The 18,709-nt window shown below is 63.2% G+C and carries 17 protein-coding genes and 2 pseudogenes; 10 read left to right on the top strand and 9 right to left on the bottom strand.

Annotated features, from left to right (window positions below; all coding sequences use genetic code 11):
• Nucleotides 1-139: 139 nt before the first annotated feature.
• The 3 genes and pseudogenes from QLQ85_RS16685 to QLQ85_RS22925 all read left to right on the top strand — a co-directional run.
• Entirely contained in the window at nucleotides 140-532 is a 393-nt protein-coding gene (locus tag QLQ85_RS16685) for an HIT family protein (RefSeq protein ID WP_282740025.1), read from the top strand.
• Complete coding sequence (locus tag QLQ85_RS16680; RefSeq protein WP_282740024.1) at nucleotides 529-1,644, top strand: HNH endonuclease domain-containing protein; 1,116 nt, start codon at nucleotides 529-531, stop codon at nucleotides 1,642-1,644. Before QLQ85_RS16685 ends, QLQ85_RS16680 begins: the two co-directional genes overlap by 4 nt.
• Nucleotides 1,645-1,678: 34 nt before the next feature.
• Nucleotides 1,679-1,813 (top strand): annotated as a pseudogene (locus QLQ85_RS22925) (IS481 family transposase); the annotation flags it as partial.
• An 87-nt stretch (nucleotides 1,814-1,900) separates the two neighbouring features.
• Here the strand turns inward: QLQ85_RS22925 and QLQ85_RS16670 are convergent.
• From QLQ85_RS16670 to QLQ85_RS16635, 8 genes are all read right to left on the bottom strand, one after another.
• Nucleotides 1,901-2,731, bottom strand: coding sequence for a hypothetical protein (locus QLQ85_RS16670; RefSeq protein WP_282740023.1), 831 nt, complete (start codon nucleotides 2,729-2,731; stop codon nucleotides 1,901-1,903).
• A 256-nt stretch (nucleotides 2,732-2,987) separates the two neighbouring features.
• Entirely contained in the window at nucleotides 2,988-3,200 is a 213-nt protein-coding gene (locus QLQ85_RS16665; protein WP_282740022.1) for a transposase, read from the bottom strand.
• A 270-nt stretch (nucleotides 3,201-3,470) separates the two neighbouring features.
• Entirely contained in the window at nucleotides 3,471-5,417 is a 1,947-nt protein-coding gene (locus tag QLQ85_RS16660; RefSeq protein WP_282740021.1) for an AAA family ATPase, read from the bottom strand.
• A 93-nt stretch (nucleotides 5,418-5,510) separates the two neighbouring features.
• Nucleotides 5,511-7,088: a glutamine-hydrolyzing GMP synthase gene (gene guaA, locus QLQ85_RS16655; protein WP_282740020.1), complete on the bottom strand. Its 1,578-nt coding sequence runs from the start codon at nucleotides 7,086-7,088 to the stop codon at nucleotides 5,511-5,513.
• Nucleotides 7,089-7,183: 95 nt separating this feature from the next.
• On the bottom strand, nucleotides 7,184-8,653 hold the full coding sequence (gene guaB, locus QLQ85_RS16650; RefSeq protein ID WP_282740019.1) for an IMP dehydrogenase: 1,470 nt from the start codon (nucleotides 8,651-8,653) through the stop codon (nucleotides 7,184-7,186).
• Nucleotides 8,654-8,770: 117 nt separating this feature from the next.
• The gene (locus QLQ85_RS16645; RefSeq protein WP_282740018.1) at nucleotides 8,771-9,859 is read right to left on the bottom strand and encodes an ABC transporter substrate-binding protein; all 1,089 of its coding nucleotides are present in this window, start codon (nucleotides 9,857-9,859) and stop codon (nucleotides 8,771-8,773) included.
• Nucleotides 9,856-11,256, bottom strand: a complete 1,401-nt coding sequence (locus QLQ85_RS16640; RefSeq protein WP_282740017.1) for a sensor histidine kinase — start codon at nucleotides 11,254-11,256, stop codon at nucleotides 9,856-9,858. Before QLQ85_RS16640 ends, QLQ85_RS16645 begins: the two co-directional genes overlap by 4 nt.
• Nucleotides 11,253-11,921, bottom strand: a complete 669-nt coding sequence (locus tag QLQ85_RS16635; RefSeq protein WP_282723273.1) for a response regulator — start codon at nucleotides 11,919-11,921, stop codon at nucleotides 11,253-11,255. The genes QLQ85_RS16640 and QLQ85_RS16635 overlap by 4 nt, the downstream gene beginning before the upstream one ends.
• Before the next feature lie 115 nt (nucleotides 11,922-12,036).
• Between QLQ85_RS16635 and QLQ85_RS16630 the strand changes: the two genes are divergently transcribed.
• The 4 genes from QLQ85_RS16630 (at nucleotide 12,037) to QLQ85_RS16615 (ending at nucleotide 16,177) form a co-directional block, all read left to right on the top strand.
• Entirely contained in the window at nucleotides 12,037-13,023 is a 987-nt protein-coding gene (locus tag QLQ85_RS16630) for a Bug family tripartite tricarboxylate transporter substrate binding protein (RefSeq protein ID WP_282740016.1), read from the top strand.
• Nucleotides 13,020-13,481, top strand: a complete 462-nt coding sequence (locus QLQ85_RS16625) for a tripartite tricarboxylate transporter TctB family protein (protein WP_282740015.1) — start codon at nucleotides 13,020-13,022, stop codon at nucleotides 13,479-13,481. Before QLQ85_RS16630 ends, QLQ85_RS16625 begins: the two co-directional genes overlap by 4 nt.
• Before the next feature lie 12 nt (nucleotides 13,482-13,493).
• Nucleotides 13,494-15,023 (top strand): tripartite tricarboxylate transporter permease, encoded by a 1,530-nt coding sequence (locus QLQ85_RS16620; protein WP_282740014.1) that lies wholly within the window; start codon nucleotides 13,494-13,496, stop codon nucleotides 15,021-15,023.
• An 89-nt stretch (nucleotides 15,024-15,112) separates the two neighbouring features.
• Nucleotides 15,113-16,177, top strand: a complete 1,065-nt coding sequence (locus QLQ85_RS16615) for an AbrB family transcriptional regulator (protein ID WP_282740013.1) — start codon at nucleotides 15,113-15,115, stop codon at nucleotides 16,175-16,177.
• 76 nt (nucleotides 16,178-16,253) lie between these two features.
• Here the strand turns inward: QLQ85_RS16615 and QLQ85_RS16610 are convergent.
• Nucleotides 16,254-16,454 (bottom strand): annotated as a pseudogene (locus QLQ85_RS16610) (IMP dehydrogenase); the annotation flags it as partial.
• Between the two features lie 231 nt (nucleotides 16,455-16,685).
• Between QLQ85_RS16610 and QLQ85_RS16605 the strand changes: the two are divergent.
• From QLQ85_RS16605 to xseA, 3 genes are all read left to right on the top strand, one after another.
• On the top strand, nucleotides 16,686-16,883 hold the full coding sequence (locus QLQ85_RS16605) for a CsbD family protein (RefSeq protein WP_282740011.1): 198 nt from the start codon (nucleotides 16,686-16,688) through the stop codon (nucleotides 16,881-16,883).
• A gap of 41 nt (nucleotides 16,884-16,924) precedes the next feature.
• Nucleotides 16,925-17,644, top strand: a complete 720-nt coding sequence (locus QLQ85_RS16600) for a PRC-barrel domain-containing protein (protein WP_282740010.1) — start codon at nucleotides 16,925-16,927, stop codon at nucleotides 17,642-17,644.
• Between the two features lie 122 nt (nucleotides 17,645-17,766).
• Nucleotides 17,767-18,709: exodeoxyribonuclease VII large subunit (xseA, locus tag QLQ85_RS16595; RefSeq protein ID WP_282740009.1), on the top strand; the 943-nt coding region annotated here is incomplete at its 3' end.

The following is an 18,709-nucleotide window of genomic DNA, read 5'->3' as shown; positions in this document are numbered from 1 at the left end:
GCAGGCGCTGATTCGCCAGTTTCTACCCTGATTGAGTGATCACTCCCAGCCCGTAGAGTAGGTCAAGGACTTCCCCATGTTCTAGAGGTGATACTCTGAGTGTCCCGCCATTGTTACTGATACTAAAAGGAGCTCGCGCATGGAGGCCCCCACCGATGCCGAATGCCCCTTCTGCCATCCGGAAAGAGCCAGGGTCATCGCCCAGCACTCGCACTTCTTCGTGTATCAGGATGGCTTCGCCGTATCGCCGGGGCATACCTTGGTGATTCCCTACCAGCACGTCGCGACGATTGCCGACCTCAGTGCCGATGAGCAGGCGGCGCTTTTCCCGGCGGTGCTCAATGCCCAGAGACGACTCGACGAGAGCCATCGGCCGGATGGTTACAATATCGGCATCAACCAGGGAGCGGCAGGCGGCCAGACGGTGCCGCACCTGCATGTCCATGTCATCCCACGCTACCACGGCGACCAGCCAGACCCTCGCGGCGGGATTCGCTGGATCTTTCCCGACAAGGCGGATTACTGGTCATGACGATGCAGCCCCCTCCTTGCGGCGAGATCGATATCCACGCCTTCAGCCAGCTCTTCAACAGCACGACCAACTCCTACAAGCTGGCCTTCTTCCAGGCCCTCCTCAACACCCTGCTGGAAAGGGAAAGGAGCGGCGCTCACGATCTCATCATCGAGCTACGGGAGCTGGCGACAGAAATGCTGGCCCTCGCCTGGTACCCCCACAACTTCTTCCGACTATCATTCGGCCTCCAGGACCGGACCGGTAGAGTTCTCGATCGACTGGATTTCAACCTGGATGAGCGAGCACTGACCAATCCGAGCACCCACGCTCGGCTAAGGCAAGCGATTGCGGACCAGTACGAGGCGATGCAGGCCGACAGTCTGCTGCGGTTCGTGCCTTACCGGCTGCTGTCGCCGTTCTTCTCCTCCGAGCTGAAGGGCCTCAGGGACAGCCAGAAGGACAGGCGCATCCGGGAACTCGCCGACGCCCGGTTCTCGAGCCACTCGCCGCCCATCTATCGCTTCACGGAGGCCGGGAATGCCATTGAGGTCCCCCCCGCCTGGCGCGACTATCTTGTCCGGCAAATCGCCATCATCGATGGCTGGGTGAAGCACCACTGGATCAGCTATCTTCAGGAACGCAATCCCAACACGCCTGCGATCATCAAGAAGATCACGCCACCGCTGCAACGCTCTCCCCTGACTCGGCAGACGCGCTTCTGGCAGCTGGTGATGGCGCAATCCACGCAGCGGTGCATCTACACGGGAGACTCGATCGAGCCGAGTGACTTCGCGCTCGACCACTTCATCCCCTGGTCCTTCGTCTGCCACGATCAGCTATGGAACCTGATCCCGGTATCCAGCACAGTCAACTCCTCGAAGGGAAACCGTTTGCCCCTGGAAACGCATGTGGACAGGTTCATCGAAGCCCAGCACCACGCCTTGAGGATTGGCCGCAGCCAGCTGACAGACACGGCCTGGGACAAGGCCACCGAACCCTATGTCAGCGACCTCAAACTTTCCCAACAGGCACTGCTCGACGGCCCGAGTCTCGACAGCGCCTATCGCAATACCTTGGGTCCGCTGATCTCGCTAGCCAGGCAGATGGGCTTCTCCGAGCACCATGGCTAATGAGTCGCTAATGAGGGTCTGTCCCTCATTTTCCCTGGTCATCTACAACACGAAGCGCCCTCACCAAGGCCGCAACATGAAGGGGATGACGCCCTATGCCGTCTTCAAGAAGGGGCTCCCCAAAACACCGAAGAAGGAGCCCAGGAAAACGGCGGAAAACACTGCTTAACTATAGGGACCCCACGGGGGTATGTGTCAGGTGATTACTGTCACTGCCCAGATGAGAAACATAAATCTTAGATATGAAAATGTTAGATCAACATAAGTGCTTTTCTTCCTTAACCGCCTCAATGATTTCCACATGCCTATTCTTTACCTTTTCATAACGGTCTTGGCGCCCTGATTCCTTTAAGCTTTTGGAAAGCGCCTGATATTTTTCACTATGTATTCTTTCAACATTTTCCATCAAGGCGTTGTTAACGAACGTTAACTTAATTCTTCCTGTCATCTCAATATGCTCGAAACTTATCAGCCCCATTGATTCGGCGCTAATTATGTATGCAAACATGTATCTGCTAGAAAAATCATTACCTACCTTAGAAAGAAGCTGATCAAGATCCGCCACCACTTCTTCCTTATACATGATGATTACCACAAGCAGTGCATCGCAACCAAGGAGAGGAGATTTTTCAATATATCTTTTCACCAACCCTTCCGAGATGTCATGTTTTTCCTTATCGCCTGAACTTGGAGTAAAAAAACTCTCCTCTGACAACCTTCTAATTAGTTGTTGCGAGTCATCCAGTTTTTTGTCTACCGAAGTGATCGCGGAGGGGATTCGCTCAACCTCCTTACGAAGCTCATTATTTGACTCACTAATATCAGATGATATTGTCTTAATACTCTCTGCAGAACCTTCTATCTTGTCAAGCGTCTTAAAAAGCGTCCCGCTAGAGTGAAGAGCATAAACTATTGCCAGAATCGCCAGAATCAACGACGACATCGTCAGAGCGAAGTTTATGTATTCATAAAGCCTTGGCACTTCCGACCATTTTACTGAAACCAGACCCACTATTATCGCTGACAGAATCACAATTGCATACGTCGAGTGAATTTTGTAATTGCTTGACTCATCACTTTCTTTCATTCGATCTCCTAGAGTTAAATCTATAGCAAGAAGAAAGGTTATCAGAAACCACTCTCATTTTTCCACATTATATACGACTTTGTCCGCCTTTCATCTAGGTATCGGACTAGGCACCCTGCGCTGACCTGCTACGATACCTTCTGAATGTCCCGGCCTGGGTGGTGTAGAAGGAGAAGGCCGGGAAGTAGCGGGTACGGGCTTTCTTCATCGAAAGCAGCTTAGCTAGCCATAGGTCGCTTCGTCTCCGTGTACTGCCTTAACGGGGTGTCCACTGCTCCTGGCTGGTCCACTGGTCGGGCGTGGCGGATCGTGATGGCAAAACCTGTCCTCGTGCTCTGGCCTGTTTTCGCCAATTGTAGAGGGTTGCGGCTGAGATGCCTTCCTGTTCGGCGAGTTCCGGGATGGTCAGGCTCATGGGCGGTGTCATCTTCTTGAGGATGGCTTCCTTACGCTCCGGGGAGTAACGCACGTTGATCACCTCTAAATTTGATTAGGTGACAACTACGCTGACAGATAGGGATACCTTGGGCCCGCTGATCTCGCTAGCCAGGCAGAGGGGATTTTCCGTCTTTCATGGGCAATGAGGGCCTGTCCCCTGGACACAATCTTAAAGGAATGAGACCCTATCCCGTCTTCGAGCATGGGCTTTCCAAAATAATGAGCCTAGGGCAATGTCAGAGAACAGATATGAGCCAGGCGAATACTGTTGCTGTATAAACATTCACCCAAATAATCCAGCTCACTTAAAAGGGAGTTTTTTTTCTAAAGAAGCTCTCAGAGCTTGAACCTCGCCTTCTGACAACTCCCGGAGATAATCATCACAGAAAGCATGTTTATATCTCATAGAAACCCTTTGATCAGGCGAACCTCCAAATATATGCTCTTTTGTTATTCTCAGCCCTTCAATCTCGCCAACCCCATTTTCAGCTATAACCGATGGAGATTGAGAGTTAACCTCTAAAAAAGAGGAACCAGGCTTTACAGAGAAATCATAGCCTGTTCTTTTCTTCAAAACTCTAGCAACTGCAGAAGGGCTCAATGTATCCTCGATACTACACTTTGAATAATCATTGCAACTCAGATCGGAAAATCTCAAGCTCTCATTTATATAATTAATTCGCCTAAAATACAAGACCCCATCAACCTCGGTAAATCCATTTGCTTCAGCCACCTTATTTGATGTATCTGGATCAGTATCTATAAGACAAACCACCCTGCCCGGGAAGGCTTTTTTATTAACACTTTTTAGCGAAATCGAAAGTTGGCGATATATATTTATCACTGAGATATCATTGCTGGCAGCTACAACCCTAAAGCCCTCTTTTTCTGGAAAAACCCTGCTCAAATAGCGCCTATCAGTCAGCCCTTCACAAACGATCCAACATACAGGCTCACTCCTAATAGACTGAATAATTGAGCTGGCCAGCTCATAACCGCTTCGCAACAGCACCTCTGTTGGTACTTTATGACTTCCAGGAACAAACTCTTCAGTGGCAAAAAAATCGCACTTCCCATTTTCTATATGTGATACACAGCCGGACGAAACAATTGGAATAAAGCCATACCAATGTGACGTGCATACTACCTGGCAACCTACAGACTCGGTTATTTCAGCCATTTTCCGAAATTGTTCAAAACCAGATGAAATATGCAGAGAGTTTTCTGGCTCATCTATTGCCATTACATTGAACTTTCCATCATCTGCTTGCCTAAGAAATGAAAACACAATATCTACTAGAGCCATCCTTTTTTCGCCCGAGCTCAAGCTGGTCACAGGCAAACCTTCTTTAACAAAGCTTCTGGCAGAGAAAAACGTTTCTATGATTGCATTCGTCAAATCCCTAGAGGTCAGGTTTTTAGTTCCTGACACGCTTTTAAAGCCGTATTTTTCATCAACCAGTTTTACAGTATTATTGATATCTCGAGAGAGCCTGTTAAGATCATCATTTATCAACTGAACCGGACTTTTTTTAGGGTTACGTCCCCTCTTTCGAGTGTGTACAGTAATTCTCTTATCATCTAAAATCCGAATTATCCCTGACACTATATCCGTTGGCAGAATCTTCTTCATAAGCCTTTGCTCTATTCTCAAAAGCTCAGGTATAGCATCCTCAACTGGGATATATGTGAAGCGAAAATGCGACATGCATTCAGCGCAATACTTTTGATACATCTCCTCAGCCACGCAGGCATCGACACTCAGATCAGAAGACAGATAATCTATTAAAAGACCATGAATCACGTCGCCCGCATAATAGTGTTTTTTGTTACTTTTAGGATCGCAATTTTTCCCAAATAAGGAAAGGAGCTTATCTGTCGCAACTTTTTCCAGGAAGTGACGAAACTTTGACAACACCTCATTAGTAGTTGATCTCTGTTCAATAAAACTTCCTGAGAAATCTTTTAGAAAATTATCAACGCTAACAGCAACTGCAACAATGCTTCGACTAAAAACCTCCCTCTCAATTACTGCACAACAACTAATGTAAGAGCTGTTTTTCATATACCTTGAATTAAAAGCCCAGTCCCTTCCATTGAAAAGGGTGTCCAACGCTTCTAAAACAGAGCTTTTCCCCACCCCATTCTTCCCGATTATTGAAGAAAATCTCTTATCAGGGTCCGAGAGCTGTATAAGGAAATTTTTGTGAAAAATCTTATAGTTTTTCAACTGCACTGTCAGAATCATACCCTGCCCTACTCATATTAGTTTTCAAGCAGCCTAATATAGGGGGAAACAAAAAAAAAGCCCACCTAACGGTGGGCCATTCCTGAGATAGTGCTACTCCCACTCGATCGTCGCGGGCGGCTTGCTGCTGACGTCGTAGGTCACGCGGGAGACGCCCGAGAGCTCGTTGATGATGCGGTTGGAGACCTTCTCCAGCAGCTCGTAGGGCAGGTGGGCCCAGCGGGCGGTCATGAAGTCGATGGTCTCCACGGCGCGCAGGGCGATGACCCACTCGTAGCGACGGCCGTCGCCGACCACGCCGACGGACTTCACCGGCAGGAAGACGGCGAAGGCCTGGCTGGTCTTGTGGTACCAGTCGGCCTTGTGCAGCTCCTCGATGAAGATGGCGTCGGCCTCGCGCAGGATGTCGGCGTACTCCTTCTTTACCTCGCCGAGGATGCGCACGCCGAGGCCCGGCCCCGGGAAGGGGTGGCGGTAGACCATGTCGTAGGGCAGGCCGAGTTCGAGGCCGAGCTTGCGCACCTCGTCCTTGAACAGCTCGCGCAGCGGCTCGACCAGCTTGAGCTTCATGGTTTCCGGCAGGCCGCCGACGTTGTGGTGCGACTTGATCACGTGGGCCTTGCCGGTCTTGCTGGCGGCGGATTCGATCACGTCGGGGTAGATGGTGCCCTGGGCCAGGAAGTCGACGCCTTCGATCTTGCTGGCCTCGTCGTCGAACACCTCGATGAAGGTGTTGCCGATGATCTTGCGCTTGGCCTCGGGGTCGGCCTCGCCCTCGAGCTTGCCGAGGAACAGCGCCTCGGCGTCGACGCGGATCACCTTGACGCCCATGTGCTGGGCGAAGGTCTCCATCACCTGGTCGCCCTCGGCCTTGCGCAGCAGGCCGTTGTCGACGAACACGCAGGTCAGCTGGTCGCCGATCGCCTTGTGCAGCAGCGCGGCGACCACCGAGGAGTCGACGCCGCCGGAGAGGCCGAGCAGCACGTGGCGGTCGCCGACCTGGTCGCGCACCCGGGCGACCTGGTCCTCGATGATCTGGGCCGGGGTCCACAGGCGCTCGGCGCCGCAGATCTCCAGCACGAAGTGCTCGAGGATGCGCTGGCCCTGCAGGGTGTGGGTCACCTCGGGGTGGAACTGCACCCCGTAGAAGCGCTTCGCCTCCCAGGCCATGGCGGCGATGGGGCAGCTCGGGGTCGAGGCGGTGACGGTGAAGGTGTCGGGCACCCGGGCGACCTTGTCGCCGTGGCTCATCCACACGTCGAGCAGGCCGCGGCCGGTCTCGCGGTCGACGTGGTCCTTGATGTCCTTGAACAGCGCGGTCTCCTCGTCGACGCGCACCTGGGCGTAGCCGAACTCGCGCTTGTGGGAGCCCTCGACGGCGCCGCCGAGCTGCTCGGCCATGGTCTGCATGCCGTAGCAGATGCCCAGCACCGGCAGGCCCATCTCGAACACGCACTGGGGGGCGCGGGGCGAGTCGAGCTCGATGACCGACTCCGGGCCACCGGCGAGGATGATGCCGCTGGGGTTGTACTCGCGGATCTCGGCCTCGGTGATGTCGAAGGCGCGGATCTCGGAGAAGACACCGATCTCGCGCACGCGGCGGGCGATCAGTTGGGTGTACTGGGAGCCGAAGTCGAGGATCAGGATCTTGTGGGCGTGAATATCGGTCATCTGGCCTTTCCCTTGAGAGGTAGACGGCCCGGAAACAGGAAAGCTGGAAGCGGCGCGGCCACTTCCAGCTTCAAGCTTCCGGCTTCAAGCTTGGGTTAGCCCGCGCGGTAGTTCGGGGCTTCCTTGGTGATCTGCACGTCGTGCACGTGAGACTCGGCGAAACCGGCGCCGGTGATCTGCACGAACTCCGGCTTGGTGCGCATCTCCTGGATGTCGCTGCAGCCGGTGTAGCCCATGGAGGCGCGCAGGCCGCCCATCAGCTGGTGGACGATGGCGCTCATCACGCCCTTGTAGGGCACGCGGCCTTCGATACCCTCCGGCACCAGCTTCTCGGCGCCTTCGCTCTTGTCCTGGAAGTAGCGGTCGGCGCTGCCCTGGCTCTGGGCCATGGCGCCCATCGAGCCCATGCCGCGGTAGGCCTTGTAGGTGCGGCCCTGGAACAGCTCGACCTCGCCCGGGGCCTCCTCGGTGCCGGCCAGCAGGCCGCCGACCATCACCGCGCTGGCGCCGGCGGCGATCGCCTTGGCCAGGTCGCCGGAGAAGCGCACGCCGCCGTCGGCGATCAGCGGGATGTCGTAGGGCTCGAGTGCGGCGGCGACGTTGGAGACCGCGCTGATCTGCGGCACGCCGACGCCGGCGACCACGCGGGTGGTGCAGATCGAGCCGGGGCCGATGCCGACCTTGACGCCGTCGGCGCCGGCCTCGGCCAGGGCCTTGGCCGCTTCGCCGGTGGCGATATTGCCGCCGATCACCTGGATCTGCGGGAAGTGCTCCTTCGCCCAGCGCACCCGGTCGACCACGCCCTTGGAGTGGCCATGGGCGGTATCGATGATGATCGCGTCGACGCCGGCCTCGGCCAGGGCGGCGATGCGGTCGGGCGTCTCGGGGCCGGTGCCCACGGCGGCGCCGGCCAGCAGGCGGCCGTCGGCGTCCTTGGCGGCGTGGGGGAAGGTGCGCGCCTTCTCGATGTCCTTGAAGGTGACCAGGCCGCGCAGGTGGAACTGGTCATTGACCACCAGCATCTTCTCGACGCGGTGCTCCTGCATCTTGCCCTTGATCACGTCGAGCGGGGTGCCCTCGGTCACGGTGACCAGGTGCTCGCGGGGGGTCATGATGTCGGCCACGCGATCGCCGTGGTTGGGCTGGAAGCGCATGTCACGCTGGGTGACGATGCCCACCAGGGTCTCGCCCTCGACCACCGGGAAGCCGCTGAAGCCGTGCTCGGAGGCCATCGCCAGCAGGTCCTCGAGCTTGGCCTTGGGGCCCACGGTGACCGGGTCCTTGACGATCACGCTCTCGTGCTTCTTGACCTTGCGCACCTCCGCCGCCTGCTGGGCGATGCTCATGTTCTTGTGGATGATGCCGATGCCGCCTTCCTGGGCCATGGCGATGGCCAGGCGGGCCTCGGTCACGGTATCCATGGCGGCCGAGACGAGCGGGATGTTCAGGTAGAGGTTGCGGGTCAGGCGGGTCCGGAGGCTGACGTCCTTGGGCAGGACCTCGGAGTAGCCGGGTACGAGTAAGACGTCATCGAACGTAAGAGCTTCTTGGGCCATACGTAACATAATCGGCAACACCCATTTTGAGCAGATGGGAAGACGGGGGCGTGGAGAAGTTAATCGACCATTATACCGGCTAGGGGACCGGGGCGGCAATGTGGTGTCGTGGCCAGCGGGATCCCCTCATTGCCCCTCCAGGGTTTGCCCCTCCAGGGCCTGCCCCCCCGCCTCGGCGGCCGCGCGCTGCGAACGTCGCGCGAATTCGCGCTGCCAGCGCGCCATGAAGGCGTCGCGGCGCTGGGGGTCGACGAAGGCCAGCAGCGAGGCATTGAGCGGGATGGGGTAGAGACGATCGCCGACCTGATCGCGCAGGCGCTGGGCGGTGTAGGGGCCGACCACGTCGGGCCGCACGCTGAACAGCGGCGTCTGGCCGGCGAGCACCCGCTGGCCGTCGCGGCTGAGCAGGAAGTCGAGGAAGGCCTCGGCGGCCCGCGGCTGCGGTGCGTCGCGATGGATGAAGGCCATGCGCATCATCACCAGCGAATAGTCCTGGGGCACCTGGACAACGACCTCGGGATGCTCCTGGGCCCACACCATGGCGTAGGAGCCCAGCAGGTTGTAACCCAGCCAGTAGCGCCCCGCGCTGATCCCCTCGAGCATGGCCCGGGTGTTGGCTTCCAGCACGGCCTCGGCGTCGCCCATGGCGGCGACCAGGTCCCAGAAACGGGTGGTGTAGCGGGCGTCCTGCTGGAACAGGGTATACCCCACGCCGCTGCGCGAGGGGGAATAGGTCGTCACCCGGCCCCGCAGCAGCTCCAGCTGCTCGGTCAACAGGGTATGCAGGTCGGCATGGGTGGCCGGCGGCAGCATATGGCGCGACAGGTCGAGGCGGTAGGCCATGACGATCGGCTCGAAGGTGAAGCCGAACACCTCGTCACGCCACTTGGCCCACTCCGGCCAGCCCCGCGCGGCGGCGGAGTCCAGCCGCCGCGCATAGCCCTCGTTGACGCGCGCCATCTGCCACGGCATCGCCGAGCTGATCACCACGTCCGGTGCCGGCTCGGCCCGGGCGACGCGCGCGTCGACCTCCAGGGTGGAGCGATCGCGGAAGTCCAGGGCGATGTCGGGATGCGCTCGCTCGAAGGCGTCCAGCAGCGGCGCGACCACCTCGCGGTCCAGCGCCGCCTCGACCACCAGCGGCGTCGCCGCCCCGCCCGCCGCCGGCGCCAGCAGCAGGCCGACCAGCAGCACGCTACGCCAGTGCGCGATCATGGCGTCTCCTCCGGTGACAGGGGGAAACGCAGGCCGACCCGGAGCCCGTGCGGCTCGCGAGCGGCCAGGCTCAGGCGGGCGCCATGGCGCCGGGCGATGGAGTCGACGATCGCCAGGCCCAGGCCGGAGCCGCGGGTGTCCTGGCGCCCGCCGCGCTCGAAGGGGTGGTGCAGGCGCTCCAGCACCTCCGGGGCCACGCCGGGCCCGTCGTCCTCGATGAACAGCGCCACCTCGTCGGCCTGGCGCACCAGGCCCAGGGTGATCATGCTGCCCGCCGGCGTGTAGCGCAGCGCGTTGTCGATCAGGTTGCCGAGCAGCTCGCGCAGCGCCCAGGGCTCGCCGTGGATGAACGGCGACGTGCCGGGCAGGTCGGCGAGCCCCAGGTCGTGGTCCCGGGCGACATCGCGCTCGGCCCAGTCGAGCACGGTCTCGCGCAGCAGCGCCGCCAGGTCGAGGCGGCGCATCTCGCTGCCATCGGCGACGTGGCGCAGCCGCGCCAGGCTCAACAGCTGGTTCGCCAGGCGGCTGGTGCGTTCGGCCCCACCGTGGACCGCCGCCAGCGCCCGGCGCCATTCGTCGGGCCGGGGGCTCTGCAGCGCCAGCTCGCTGGTGCTCTGCAGCCCGGCCAGCGGCGTCTTGAGCTGATGGCTGGCATCGGCGGTGAAGCGCAACAGCGCATCGCGGCTCTCGCGCTGGCGGGCGAACAGGGTATCGAGGGTCTCGGCCAGCTCGCGCATCTCCTCCGGCACCCGGGCATCGAACGGGCGCATGTCGTCGGCCTCGCGCTGGCGCAGCAGGTGGCGCAGCCGGCGCATGGGCGTCAGCGCCACGCGCATCGCCAGCAGCATCAGCAGCCCGGCCAGCAACACCATGACCAGGAAACGGGTCACCGCGCGTTCGAACAGCTCGCCGGCCAGCGCCTCGCGCCCGGCCAGGGTGTGGCCGACCCAGATCTGCACCGGGTCCTGGGTTTCCCAGCCGGCCGAATCGACTTCCCGCCCATGCAGGCGCCAGCCGGCGCCGGGGGTGTCGGCATTCTTCCACACCGGCCGCTCGGCCACCCGCTCGCGCCCGTCGGCCGGGATGGGGACATCCAGGTTGGCCGAGACCCGCTGCCCGTCGGCATCGAGCACCGCGTAGAAGACCCGTTCCTGATGGCGGGTGGCGAGGATCTGCAGCGCCGCGGCGGGAATCTCCACCACCGGCCGGCCCTCCTGCCATTGCACCGCCTCGGCGATGGTCAGCGCCGCGGCCTCGAGCTGGCTGTCGTAGGCGCGCTCGGCGGCACGCTGGGAGCTGACGTAGGCCTCGATCAGCAGCAGCGCCCCGAGTGCGCTCACGGTGACCAGCAACCATACCGCCAGGCGCGATTTCAGGGTGCCGTCGACCTCGATCACCGTGGCTCTTCCTCGAGGCGATAGCCCAGGCCGCGGAAGGTGCGGATGCGCAGCCCGCTGCCCTGCAACCGCTTGCGCAGCCGGCTGATGTAGACCTCCAGGGCGTTGGAGCCCACCTCGCCGAAGCCGAACAGCCGGCTCTCGAGCAGTTCGCGCGGGGTGATGCTGCCGGCATGCAGCAGCAGGCCTTCCAGCAGTCCCAGCTCGCGACGCGGCAGATCGAGGGGCGCGTCGTCGAGGGTGGCGAGGCCGGAGGTCGGGTCGAAGCACAGCGGCCCCAGGCGCAGGCGGTTGTCGCTGCGCTGCTGGCTGCGCCGCAGCAGGGCACGCACCCGCGCCTCGAGTTCGGCGAGCGAGAAGGGCTTGGCCAGGTAGTCGTCGGCGCCCAGGTCGAGCCCGCGCACCCGGTCGTCGACGCCGTCGCGGGCGGTGAGGATCAGCACCGGGGTGGTGTCGCCGCGCTCGCGCAGCTCGCCGAGCAGCGTCAGGCCATCGCCGTCGGGCAGCCCCAGGTCGAGCAGGATCAGGTCGAAGGCATCGTGGCGCAGCGCGGCGCGGGCCTCGGCGCAGCGGGCGAAGGCCTCGACGGTGTTGCCCAGCGGGGTCAGGGCGTTGTCCAGCGAGCGGGCGATGAGGGGGTCGTCCTCGACGACAAGCAGGCGCATGCGACCAAAGTCTCACTGTGTCGGGGCTGGGATGACAGGTTGATGAAAGGTCGCGCGCCTAGCATCGCTCCTGTCATCGACGGTGATGATGAAAACAAGAGAACAGGAGTTCGCCATGAAGATCAACAAGGCTTTCCGACACGGCTCCGGCCTGGCCCTGCTGGGCGGTTTGCTGCTGGCCGGCGGCGCCCAGGCCCAATCCGACTCCACCGAGTGCATCGCCCCGGCCAAGCCGGGCGGCGGCTACGACCTGACCTGTCGCCTGGCGGCCAACGGCCTGCAGGAGACCGGGCTGATCGACAGGCCGATGGTGGTCAGCTACATGCCGGGCGGTATCGGCGCCGTGGCCTACAACCACGTCAACGGCGTGCGCCAGGACGACCCCAACCTGATCGTGGCGGCCAGCACCGGCGCGGCGGTCAACCTGGCGCTGGGCAAGTTCGGCCAGTACGACGCCGACGAGGTGCGCTGGGTGGGCGCGCTGGGCGTCGACTACGGGGCCATCGTGGTCAATGCCGATGCCCCCTGGCAGAGCCTCGACGAGCTGATGGACGAGTTGCGCGACGCCCCGGGCGAGATCGCCTTCGGCGCCGGCGGCACCGTGGGCAGCCAGGACTGGATGAAGGCGGCCCTGACCGCCAAGGCCGCCGACGTCTCCCCGCAGAGCCTGCGCTACGTGGCCTTCGAGGGCGGCGGCGAGGCCCTGGCGGCGCTGCTCGGCAATCATATCCAGGTGTTCACCGGCGACCTCTCCGAACTCAAGTCGCAGCTCGAGGGCGGCAAGGTCCGCGTGCTGGCAGCCCTGTCCGAAGAGCGCATGGACGGGCCCTACGCCGAGATTCCCACCGCCGCCGAGCAGGGCTATGACGTCCAGTGGCCGATCTGGCGCGGTTACTACATGGGCCCCGATGTCGACGACGCGGCCTATCAGGCCTGGGTCGAGCGCCTCGCGGCGCTGGCCGAGGAGCCGGCCTTCGCCGAGCTGCGCGAGGCCCGCGGGCTGTTCCCGATGTCGCGCTTTGGCGATGACTTCGACGGCTACGTCAAGCAGCAGGTCGCCGAGTTCAAGTCACTGGCCGAAGAAGTGGGACTGGCGCAATGACGGTTCCCGGACGTCGGGCCGCCGACCGACTGCTGGGGCTCTGCCTGCTCGGCCTGGCGGCGTTCGTCGCCGTCCAGGCCCTGCGGCTGGAAGTGCCCTTCAGCTATGATCCCGTCGGGCCCAAGGCCTTCCCGCTGGGCCTGGCGATCCTGCTCGCCGGCCTGTCGCTGGTGCTGGTGGCCAAGCCCGGCGACAACGGCCACTGGCCGCATGGGGCCCTGGGCCTGAAACTCCTGGCGGTGCTCGGGGTGCTGCTGGTCTACGCCACCCTGTTCACCCGCCTCGGCTATATCGCCACCTCGCTGCTGGCCATCACGCTGCTGGCGCGGCTCTTCGCCGCCGCCTGGGGCAAGGCGCTGCTGACCGGCGTGCTGATGGCCGTGGGCAGCTATTTCCTGTTCACCCGCGGGCTGGGGATTTCGCTCCCCCAGGGCCTGTGGTTGAGCGCCCTGGCGTAGAGGAGCCCATCCATGTTCGATTTCCTGATCCAGGGCTTCGGCGTCGCCCTGACTCCCCTCAACCTCGGGCTGGCCTTCCTCGGCGCCCTGCTCGGCACGCTGTTCGGCGCCCTGCCGGGCATCGGCCCGATCAACGGCATCGCCATCCTGATGCCGCTGGCCTATACCCTGGGCCTGCCGGCCGAGTCGGCGCTGATCCTGCTCGCCGGCATCTACACCGGCGCCGAGTACGGCGGGCGCATGTCGAGCATCCTGCTCAACGTGCCCGGCGATGCCGGCGCGGTGATGACCACCCTCGACGGCCATCCGCTGGCCAGGCGGGGCCTCGCCGGGCCGGCGCTGGGGCTGTCGGCGGTCAGTTCGTTCGTCGGCGCCACCATCGCCATCCTCGGCCTGACGCTGTTCGCGCCGCTGCTCGCCGAGGTCGCGGTGATGTTCGGGCCCGCCGAGTTCTTCGCCCTGATGGTGTTCGCCTTCGCCTCGATGTCGGTGATGATGGGCAAGGACCCGGTCAAGACCGCCATCGGCGCGGTGCTCGGCGTGCTGATCGCCACCGTCGGCGTGGACTCCGGCACCGGCGTGCTGCGCTACACCTTCGGCATGGCCGAGCTCTACGACGGCATCGACTTCGTGGTGATGATCATCGGGCTGTTCGCCATCAGCGAGATCCTGCTGATGCTCGAGCACGCCAACCGCCAGGATGGCGAGGGCGACATCCCGCCGCTGGGCCGCGTGTTCGTCAGCCTCAAGGAGATCCTGTTCTGCAAGGGCGCCATGCTGCGCTCGGGCCTGATCGGCTTCATCATCGGCGTGCTGCCCGGCACCGGGGCCTCGGTGGCCGGCGCGGTGTCCTACACCACCGAGAAGCGCCTCTCCGACACGGAGGGCACCTTCGGCAACGGCGACATGCGTGGGCTGGCGGCGCCCGAGGCGGCCAACAACGCCTCGGCGGCGGGCTCCTTCGTGCCCATGCTGACGCTGGGCATTCCCGGCTCCGGGACCACCGCCGTGCTGCTCGGCGCGCTGATGCTCTACAACATCACCCCCGGGCCGATGATGTTCAGCGAGCGCCCCGAGGTCGCCGGCGGCCTGATCGCCTCGCTGTATATCGGCAACCTGGTGCTGCTGGCGCTGAACCTGCCGCTGGCCGGCGTCTTCGCCAAGGTGCTGACCATCCCGCGCTGGGTGCTGGTGCCGGGCATCGCCCTGCTGGCCTTCGTCGGGGTCTATCAGCTCCACTCCGATCTCACCGCCATCTACCTGATGCTGGCCATCGGCGTGTTCGGCTACCTGCTGCGCAAGCTGGGCTTCTCGCTGGCCCCGGTGATCCTCGGCTACGTGCTGGGCGGACTGATGGAGGAGAACCTGCGCCGCGCCCTGGCGATCAGTGGCGGCGACGTGGAGATCCTGTGGCGTTCGGGCATCTCGCTGGGACTGTGGATCGCCGCCGCGGCACTGCTGGTGCTGCCCTGGCTGCTGCCGACGCTGTTGGCGAAGCGGCAGCCCGGCAACAGGCCACTGGAGCGTGTCGAGGACGACTGATACCGTTCACCCCCTTCACCGCGAGCCCGCCGTGTCGACACGGCGGGTTCGACGTCGCCCCCTAATAGGCTAGAGGAGAATACAGCGCAGTGAGCAGCATCAGGCAGCGGATGATCGCCATGGGCAGGTTTCTGCCGACACTGGCACTGGGCATCGCCGGTGGCGGCCTCGCCTATTGGCTGCACATGCCCCTGCCCTGGCTGCTGGGTGCGATGGTTGCGACGACGGTCGTCAGCCTGGCGGGCGTCCGGCTGCGCCCGCCAAGCTCGTCACGCAAGGCGGTACTGGTGGTCATTGGCGTGATGCTGGGTTCGGCCTTCACCCCCGATCTGTCCGGCGACCTGCCCCTGTGGGGCGCCAGCCTGGCCATCATGCTGCTGGCCACGGCGCTGATGATGGCCTTCTCGGTGTGGTTCTCCCGCCGTGTGGCCGGCTATTCGCTGGATACCGCCCTGTACTCGGGAGTACCCGGTGGCGTATCGGCGGTCACGCTCATGGCGATGGACTCGAATGCCGACCTGCGCACCGTCGGCATGACCCATGCCGTACGCATCCTGATCCTGCTGATCGCCATTCCACCGCTCCTGCAGGCCATCGGCCATGTCAGCCTGCAGCCTGGCGGGATGAGCCTGGCGCAGTGGTTGTGGCTGCCGACGCTGGAGGATGCGGCCTGGCTCGCCGCCGCCGGAGCGGCCGGCGTGTGGCTGGGGAACTGGCTGAGGTTGCCCAACGCGTTGTTGTTCGGGCCGGCCCTGATCTCGGCGGCGCTGCACCTGACGGGCGTGACCCAGGCCGCGATCCCGCCGACGATCATCGCCCTGGCCCAGGTCATCATCGGCGTCTCGGTGGGGGTGCGCTTCGCGGGCACCTCGCTGCTCGATGTGGGCTACAACCTGACGATGGCCGCGCTGCAGACGATCGCCCTGCTGCTGATCGCCATCCTCGCCGCCTGGGGCGCGCACGCCTTGACGGGCTACTCGCTGGCGGCGGCACTGCTGGCCTATATGCCGGGCGGTGCGCCCGAACTGAGCCTCGTCGCCCTCTCGCTGGGCATCGACCCCGCCTTCGTGACCTCGCACCATCTGCTGCGCATCACGGTGCTGATCCTGCTGATGCCCGTGCTGCTGAACCACTGCCGACGCTGGAGCGCCTGATACGACCAGGGATCCCATGCGGCCCTCTTCCATCGCGGCTGCAGCCACTCCAACACTAGCTGTCGCGACATCCATGGATACCCACGAAATGGGCCATGGCGATGGCCAGGCGGGCTTCGGTCACGGTATCCATGGTGGCCGAGACGAGCGGGATGTTCAGGTAGAGGTTGCGGGTCAGGCGGGTCCGAAGGCTGACGTCCTTGGGCAGGACCTCGGAGTAGCCGGGTACGAGTAATACGTCATCGAACGTAAGAGCTTCCTGGGCCATACGTAACATAATCGGCAACACCCAGTGAGCTGGCGGGAAGGGAGTGACGTTAATCAACCTTTATCACGGCCATGGGTGGGTCACGTCACGGGGGAAGAGGCAACGGAAGCGTCGCCCGCCTACCAGCCGGCCCATGAGAAAAGCTGGTATTGCCATCAGGTTCGCCGCAGTAAACTAAAATGGATAGGCACGATCAGGGCTTCCCTCACACAACGCTCCACTCAGGAAAGGGGTGTCGACATGAACTGGGATCAGATCGAAGGCAGGTGGACAGAGCTGAAAGGCAAGGCTCGCTCGAGCTGGGGCGAGCTCACCGATGACGAGCTGGATCAGCTCGAAGGCAAGCGCGACCAGCTGGTCGGCAAGCTACAGCAGCGGTACGGCCTGGCCCGCGAAGAGGCCGAGAAGCAGGCCGATGAATGGGCCAGGAAGCTCTAACCCGCGTTATGACTCGATCGACGAGCCACAGGAGGACTGCCATGCGCAAGCACGTACTGACCGTGGCGATTGCGGCCCTGGCCGGAAGCCTTGCCCTCGCTGCCCAGGCGGCCGAGGAGCCCGGTGCCCCCCAGGGCCTCTATGCAGCCGATGACATTCTGGGCTCCGATGTCGTTCTGGCCGACGACCCCGAGGAAGACGTCGGTAACGTGGAAAACCTGTTGCTCGATGACGACATGCGCGTCACCGCCATCGTGGTCAAGAGTGGTGCGGTCCTGGGCCTGGGCGGACGCGAGGTGGTCGTCGAAGCCGGACAGTTCCGGCTCGAAAGCGAGCTGGACGAGGCTGGCGCTGCCACGCACCGCATCCTGGTGGAAGCCACCGCCGAGGAGATGGAAGCGTTTCCGGAGTATGACCGTGACTGGTGGGAACAGGCCAGGGCACAGGCTCGCGAGACCTGGGAGAAGACCCGCGCGGGTGCCGCAAGCGCCTGGCAGCGCACGCGCGAGGCCCTGACCCCCGGCGAAGAGCCCACGCAAGAGCCTCCCGAGGACGCTGACGTCCCTGAAGAGGCTGCCGTCCCCGAGGAGGCTGCAGTCCCCGAAGAGACTGCAGCGCCCGAAGAGACCGCAGCACCCGAAGAGGCTGCAGCGCCCGAAGAGACCGAAGTCCCCGAGGAGACTGAAGCACCCGAAGAGACTGAAGTCCCCGAAGAGACCGAAGTCCCCGAAGAGACCGAAGTCCCCGAAGACCAAGGCTGATCTCCGCTGACGGGCCATCGTCCCACCGCCATGACATGACGCCGAGCCGACCAGGCTCGGCGCTTTCGTTGCCGGCGACATGCTAGAGTGAGCGGCGTCATACGCTACAGGACAGCTGCCCCATGCCCGGCCCCGATACCTCCGTCCCCCTCTCCGTCAGCGAAGTGAACCGCCGCGCCCGGCAGACGCTGGAACGCGATTTCGGCGAGCTGTGGGTGGAGGGTGAGCTCTCGGGGGTGTCGCGGCCGGGCTCGGGGCATGTCTACTTCACCCTCAAGGACGAGCGGGCCCAGTTGCGCTGCGCGCTGTTCCGCAACCGGGCGCGCTTCGTCGCCGCCCCGATGCGCGACGGCGACCTGGTCAAGGTGCGCGGGCGGCTGTCGATCTTCGAGCCCCGTGGCGACTACCAGTTGATCGTCGAGGCGGTGCAGGCCGCCGGCGTCGGCGAGCTGCTGGCGGCCTTCGAGCGGCTCAAGACCCGGCTCGCCGCCGAGGGGGTGTTCGCCAACGCCCGCCCCCTGCCCTACCCGCCGCGCCACCTGCTGGTGCTCAGCTCGCCCACCGGGGCGGCGATCCGCGACGTGCTGGCGGTGCTGGCGGCGCGCTGGCCGCTGGCCAAGGTCACGCTGATCCCGGTGCCGGTGCAGGGCCGCGAGGCGGCGCCGGCGCTGATCTCGGCGCTGGGCCTGCTCAACCGTCAGTCGGCGCTGGACCCGGGCCGCGATGCCATCCTGATCACCCGCGGCGGCGGCAGCCTGGAGGACCTCTGGGCCTTCAACGACGAACACCTGGCGCGGGCGATCTTCCACTCGCGGCTGCCGGTGATGTCGGCGGTGGGCCACGAGGTGGACGTGACGCTGGCCGACTTCGCCGCAGACGTGCGCGCCCCCACCCCGTCCGCCGCGGCCGAACAGCTGGTGCCCGACCGCCGCGAACTGGCCGCCCGCCTGGTCGCCCTGGCCGGCCGGCTCGAGCGCGCCCAGCTCGGCCGGCTGGAGCGCGAGGCCCAGCGCCTCGACCACCTGCGCGCCCGGCTGCGCCACCCCCGAGAGGCGCTGGCGCGCC

The organism is Halomonas kalidii (assembly GCF_030010475.1).
Taxonomy (GTDB): Bacteria; Pseudomonadota; Gammaproteobacteria; order Pseudomonadales; family Halomonadaceae; genus Halomonas; species Halomonas heilongjiangensis.
The sequence above is the reverse complement of the archived record's forward strand: the minus strand, read 5'-3'. Positions and strand labels throughout refer to the sequence as shown.

Bases quoted from the DNA above. Each gene is read 5' to 3' on its own strand.
- QLQ85_RS16630 (WP_282740016.1), top strand. From the start codon at position 12,037: ATGAAGATCAACAAGGCTTTCCGACACGGCTCCGGCCTGGCCCTGCTG.
- QLQ85_RS16680 (WP_282740024.1), top strand. From the start codon at position 529: ATGACGATGCAGCCCCCTCCTTGCGGCGAGATCGATATCCACGCCTTC.
- guaA (WP_282740020.1), bottom strand. From the start codon at position 7,088: ATGACCGATATTCACGCCCACAAGATCCTGATCCTCGACTTCGGCTCC.
- QLQ85_RS16600 (WP_282740010.1), top strand. From the start codon at position 16,925: ATGCGCAAGCACGTACTGACCGTGGCGATTGCGGCCCTGGCCGGAAGC.
- guaB (WP_282740019.1), bottom strand. From the start codon at position 8,653: ATGTTACGTATGGCCCAAGAAGCTCTTACGTTCGATGACGTCTTACTC.
- QLQ85_RS16605 (WP_282740011.1), top strand. From the start codon at position 16,686: ATGAACTGGGATCAGATCGAAGGCAGGTGGACAGAGCTGAAAGGCAAG.
- QLQ85_RS16645 (WP_282740018.1), bottom strand. From the start codon at position 9,859: ATGATCGCGCACTGGCGTAGCGTGCTGCTGGTCGGCCTGCTGCTGGCG.
- QLQ85_RS16635 (WP_282723273.1), bottom strand. From the start codon at position 11,921: ATGCGCCTGCTTGTCGTCGAGGACGACCCCCTCATCGCCCGCTCGCTG.
- QLQ85_RS16660 (WP_282740021.1), bottom strand. From the start codon at position 5,417: ATGATTCTGACAGTGCAGTTGAAAAACTATAAGATTTTTCACAAAAAT.
- QLQ85_RS16685 (WP_282740025.1), top strand. From the start codon at position 140: ATGGAGGCCCCCACCGATGCCGAATGCCCCTTCTGCCATCCGGAAAGA.
- QLQ85_RS16625 (WP_282740015.1), top strand. From the start codon at position 13,020: ATGACGGTTCCCGGACGTCGGGCCGCCGACCGACTGCTGGGGCTCTGC.
- QLQ85_RS16620 (WP_282740014.1), top strand. From the start codon at position 13,494: ATGTTCGATTTCCTGATCCAGGGCTTCGGCGTCGCCCTGACTCCCCTC.
- QLQ85_RS16670 (WP_282740023.1), bottom strand. From the start codon at position 2,731: ATGAAAGAAAGTGATGAGTCAAGCAATTACAAAATTCACTCGACGTAT.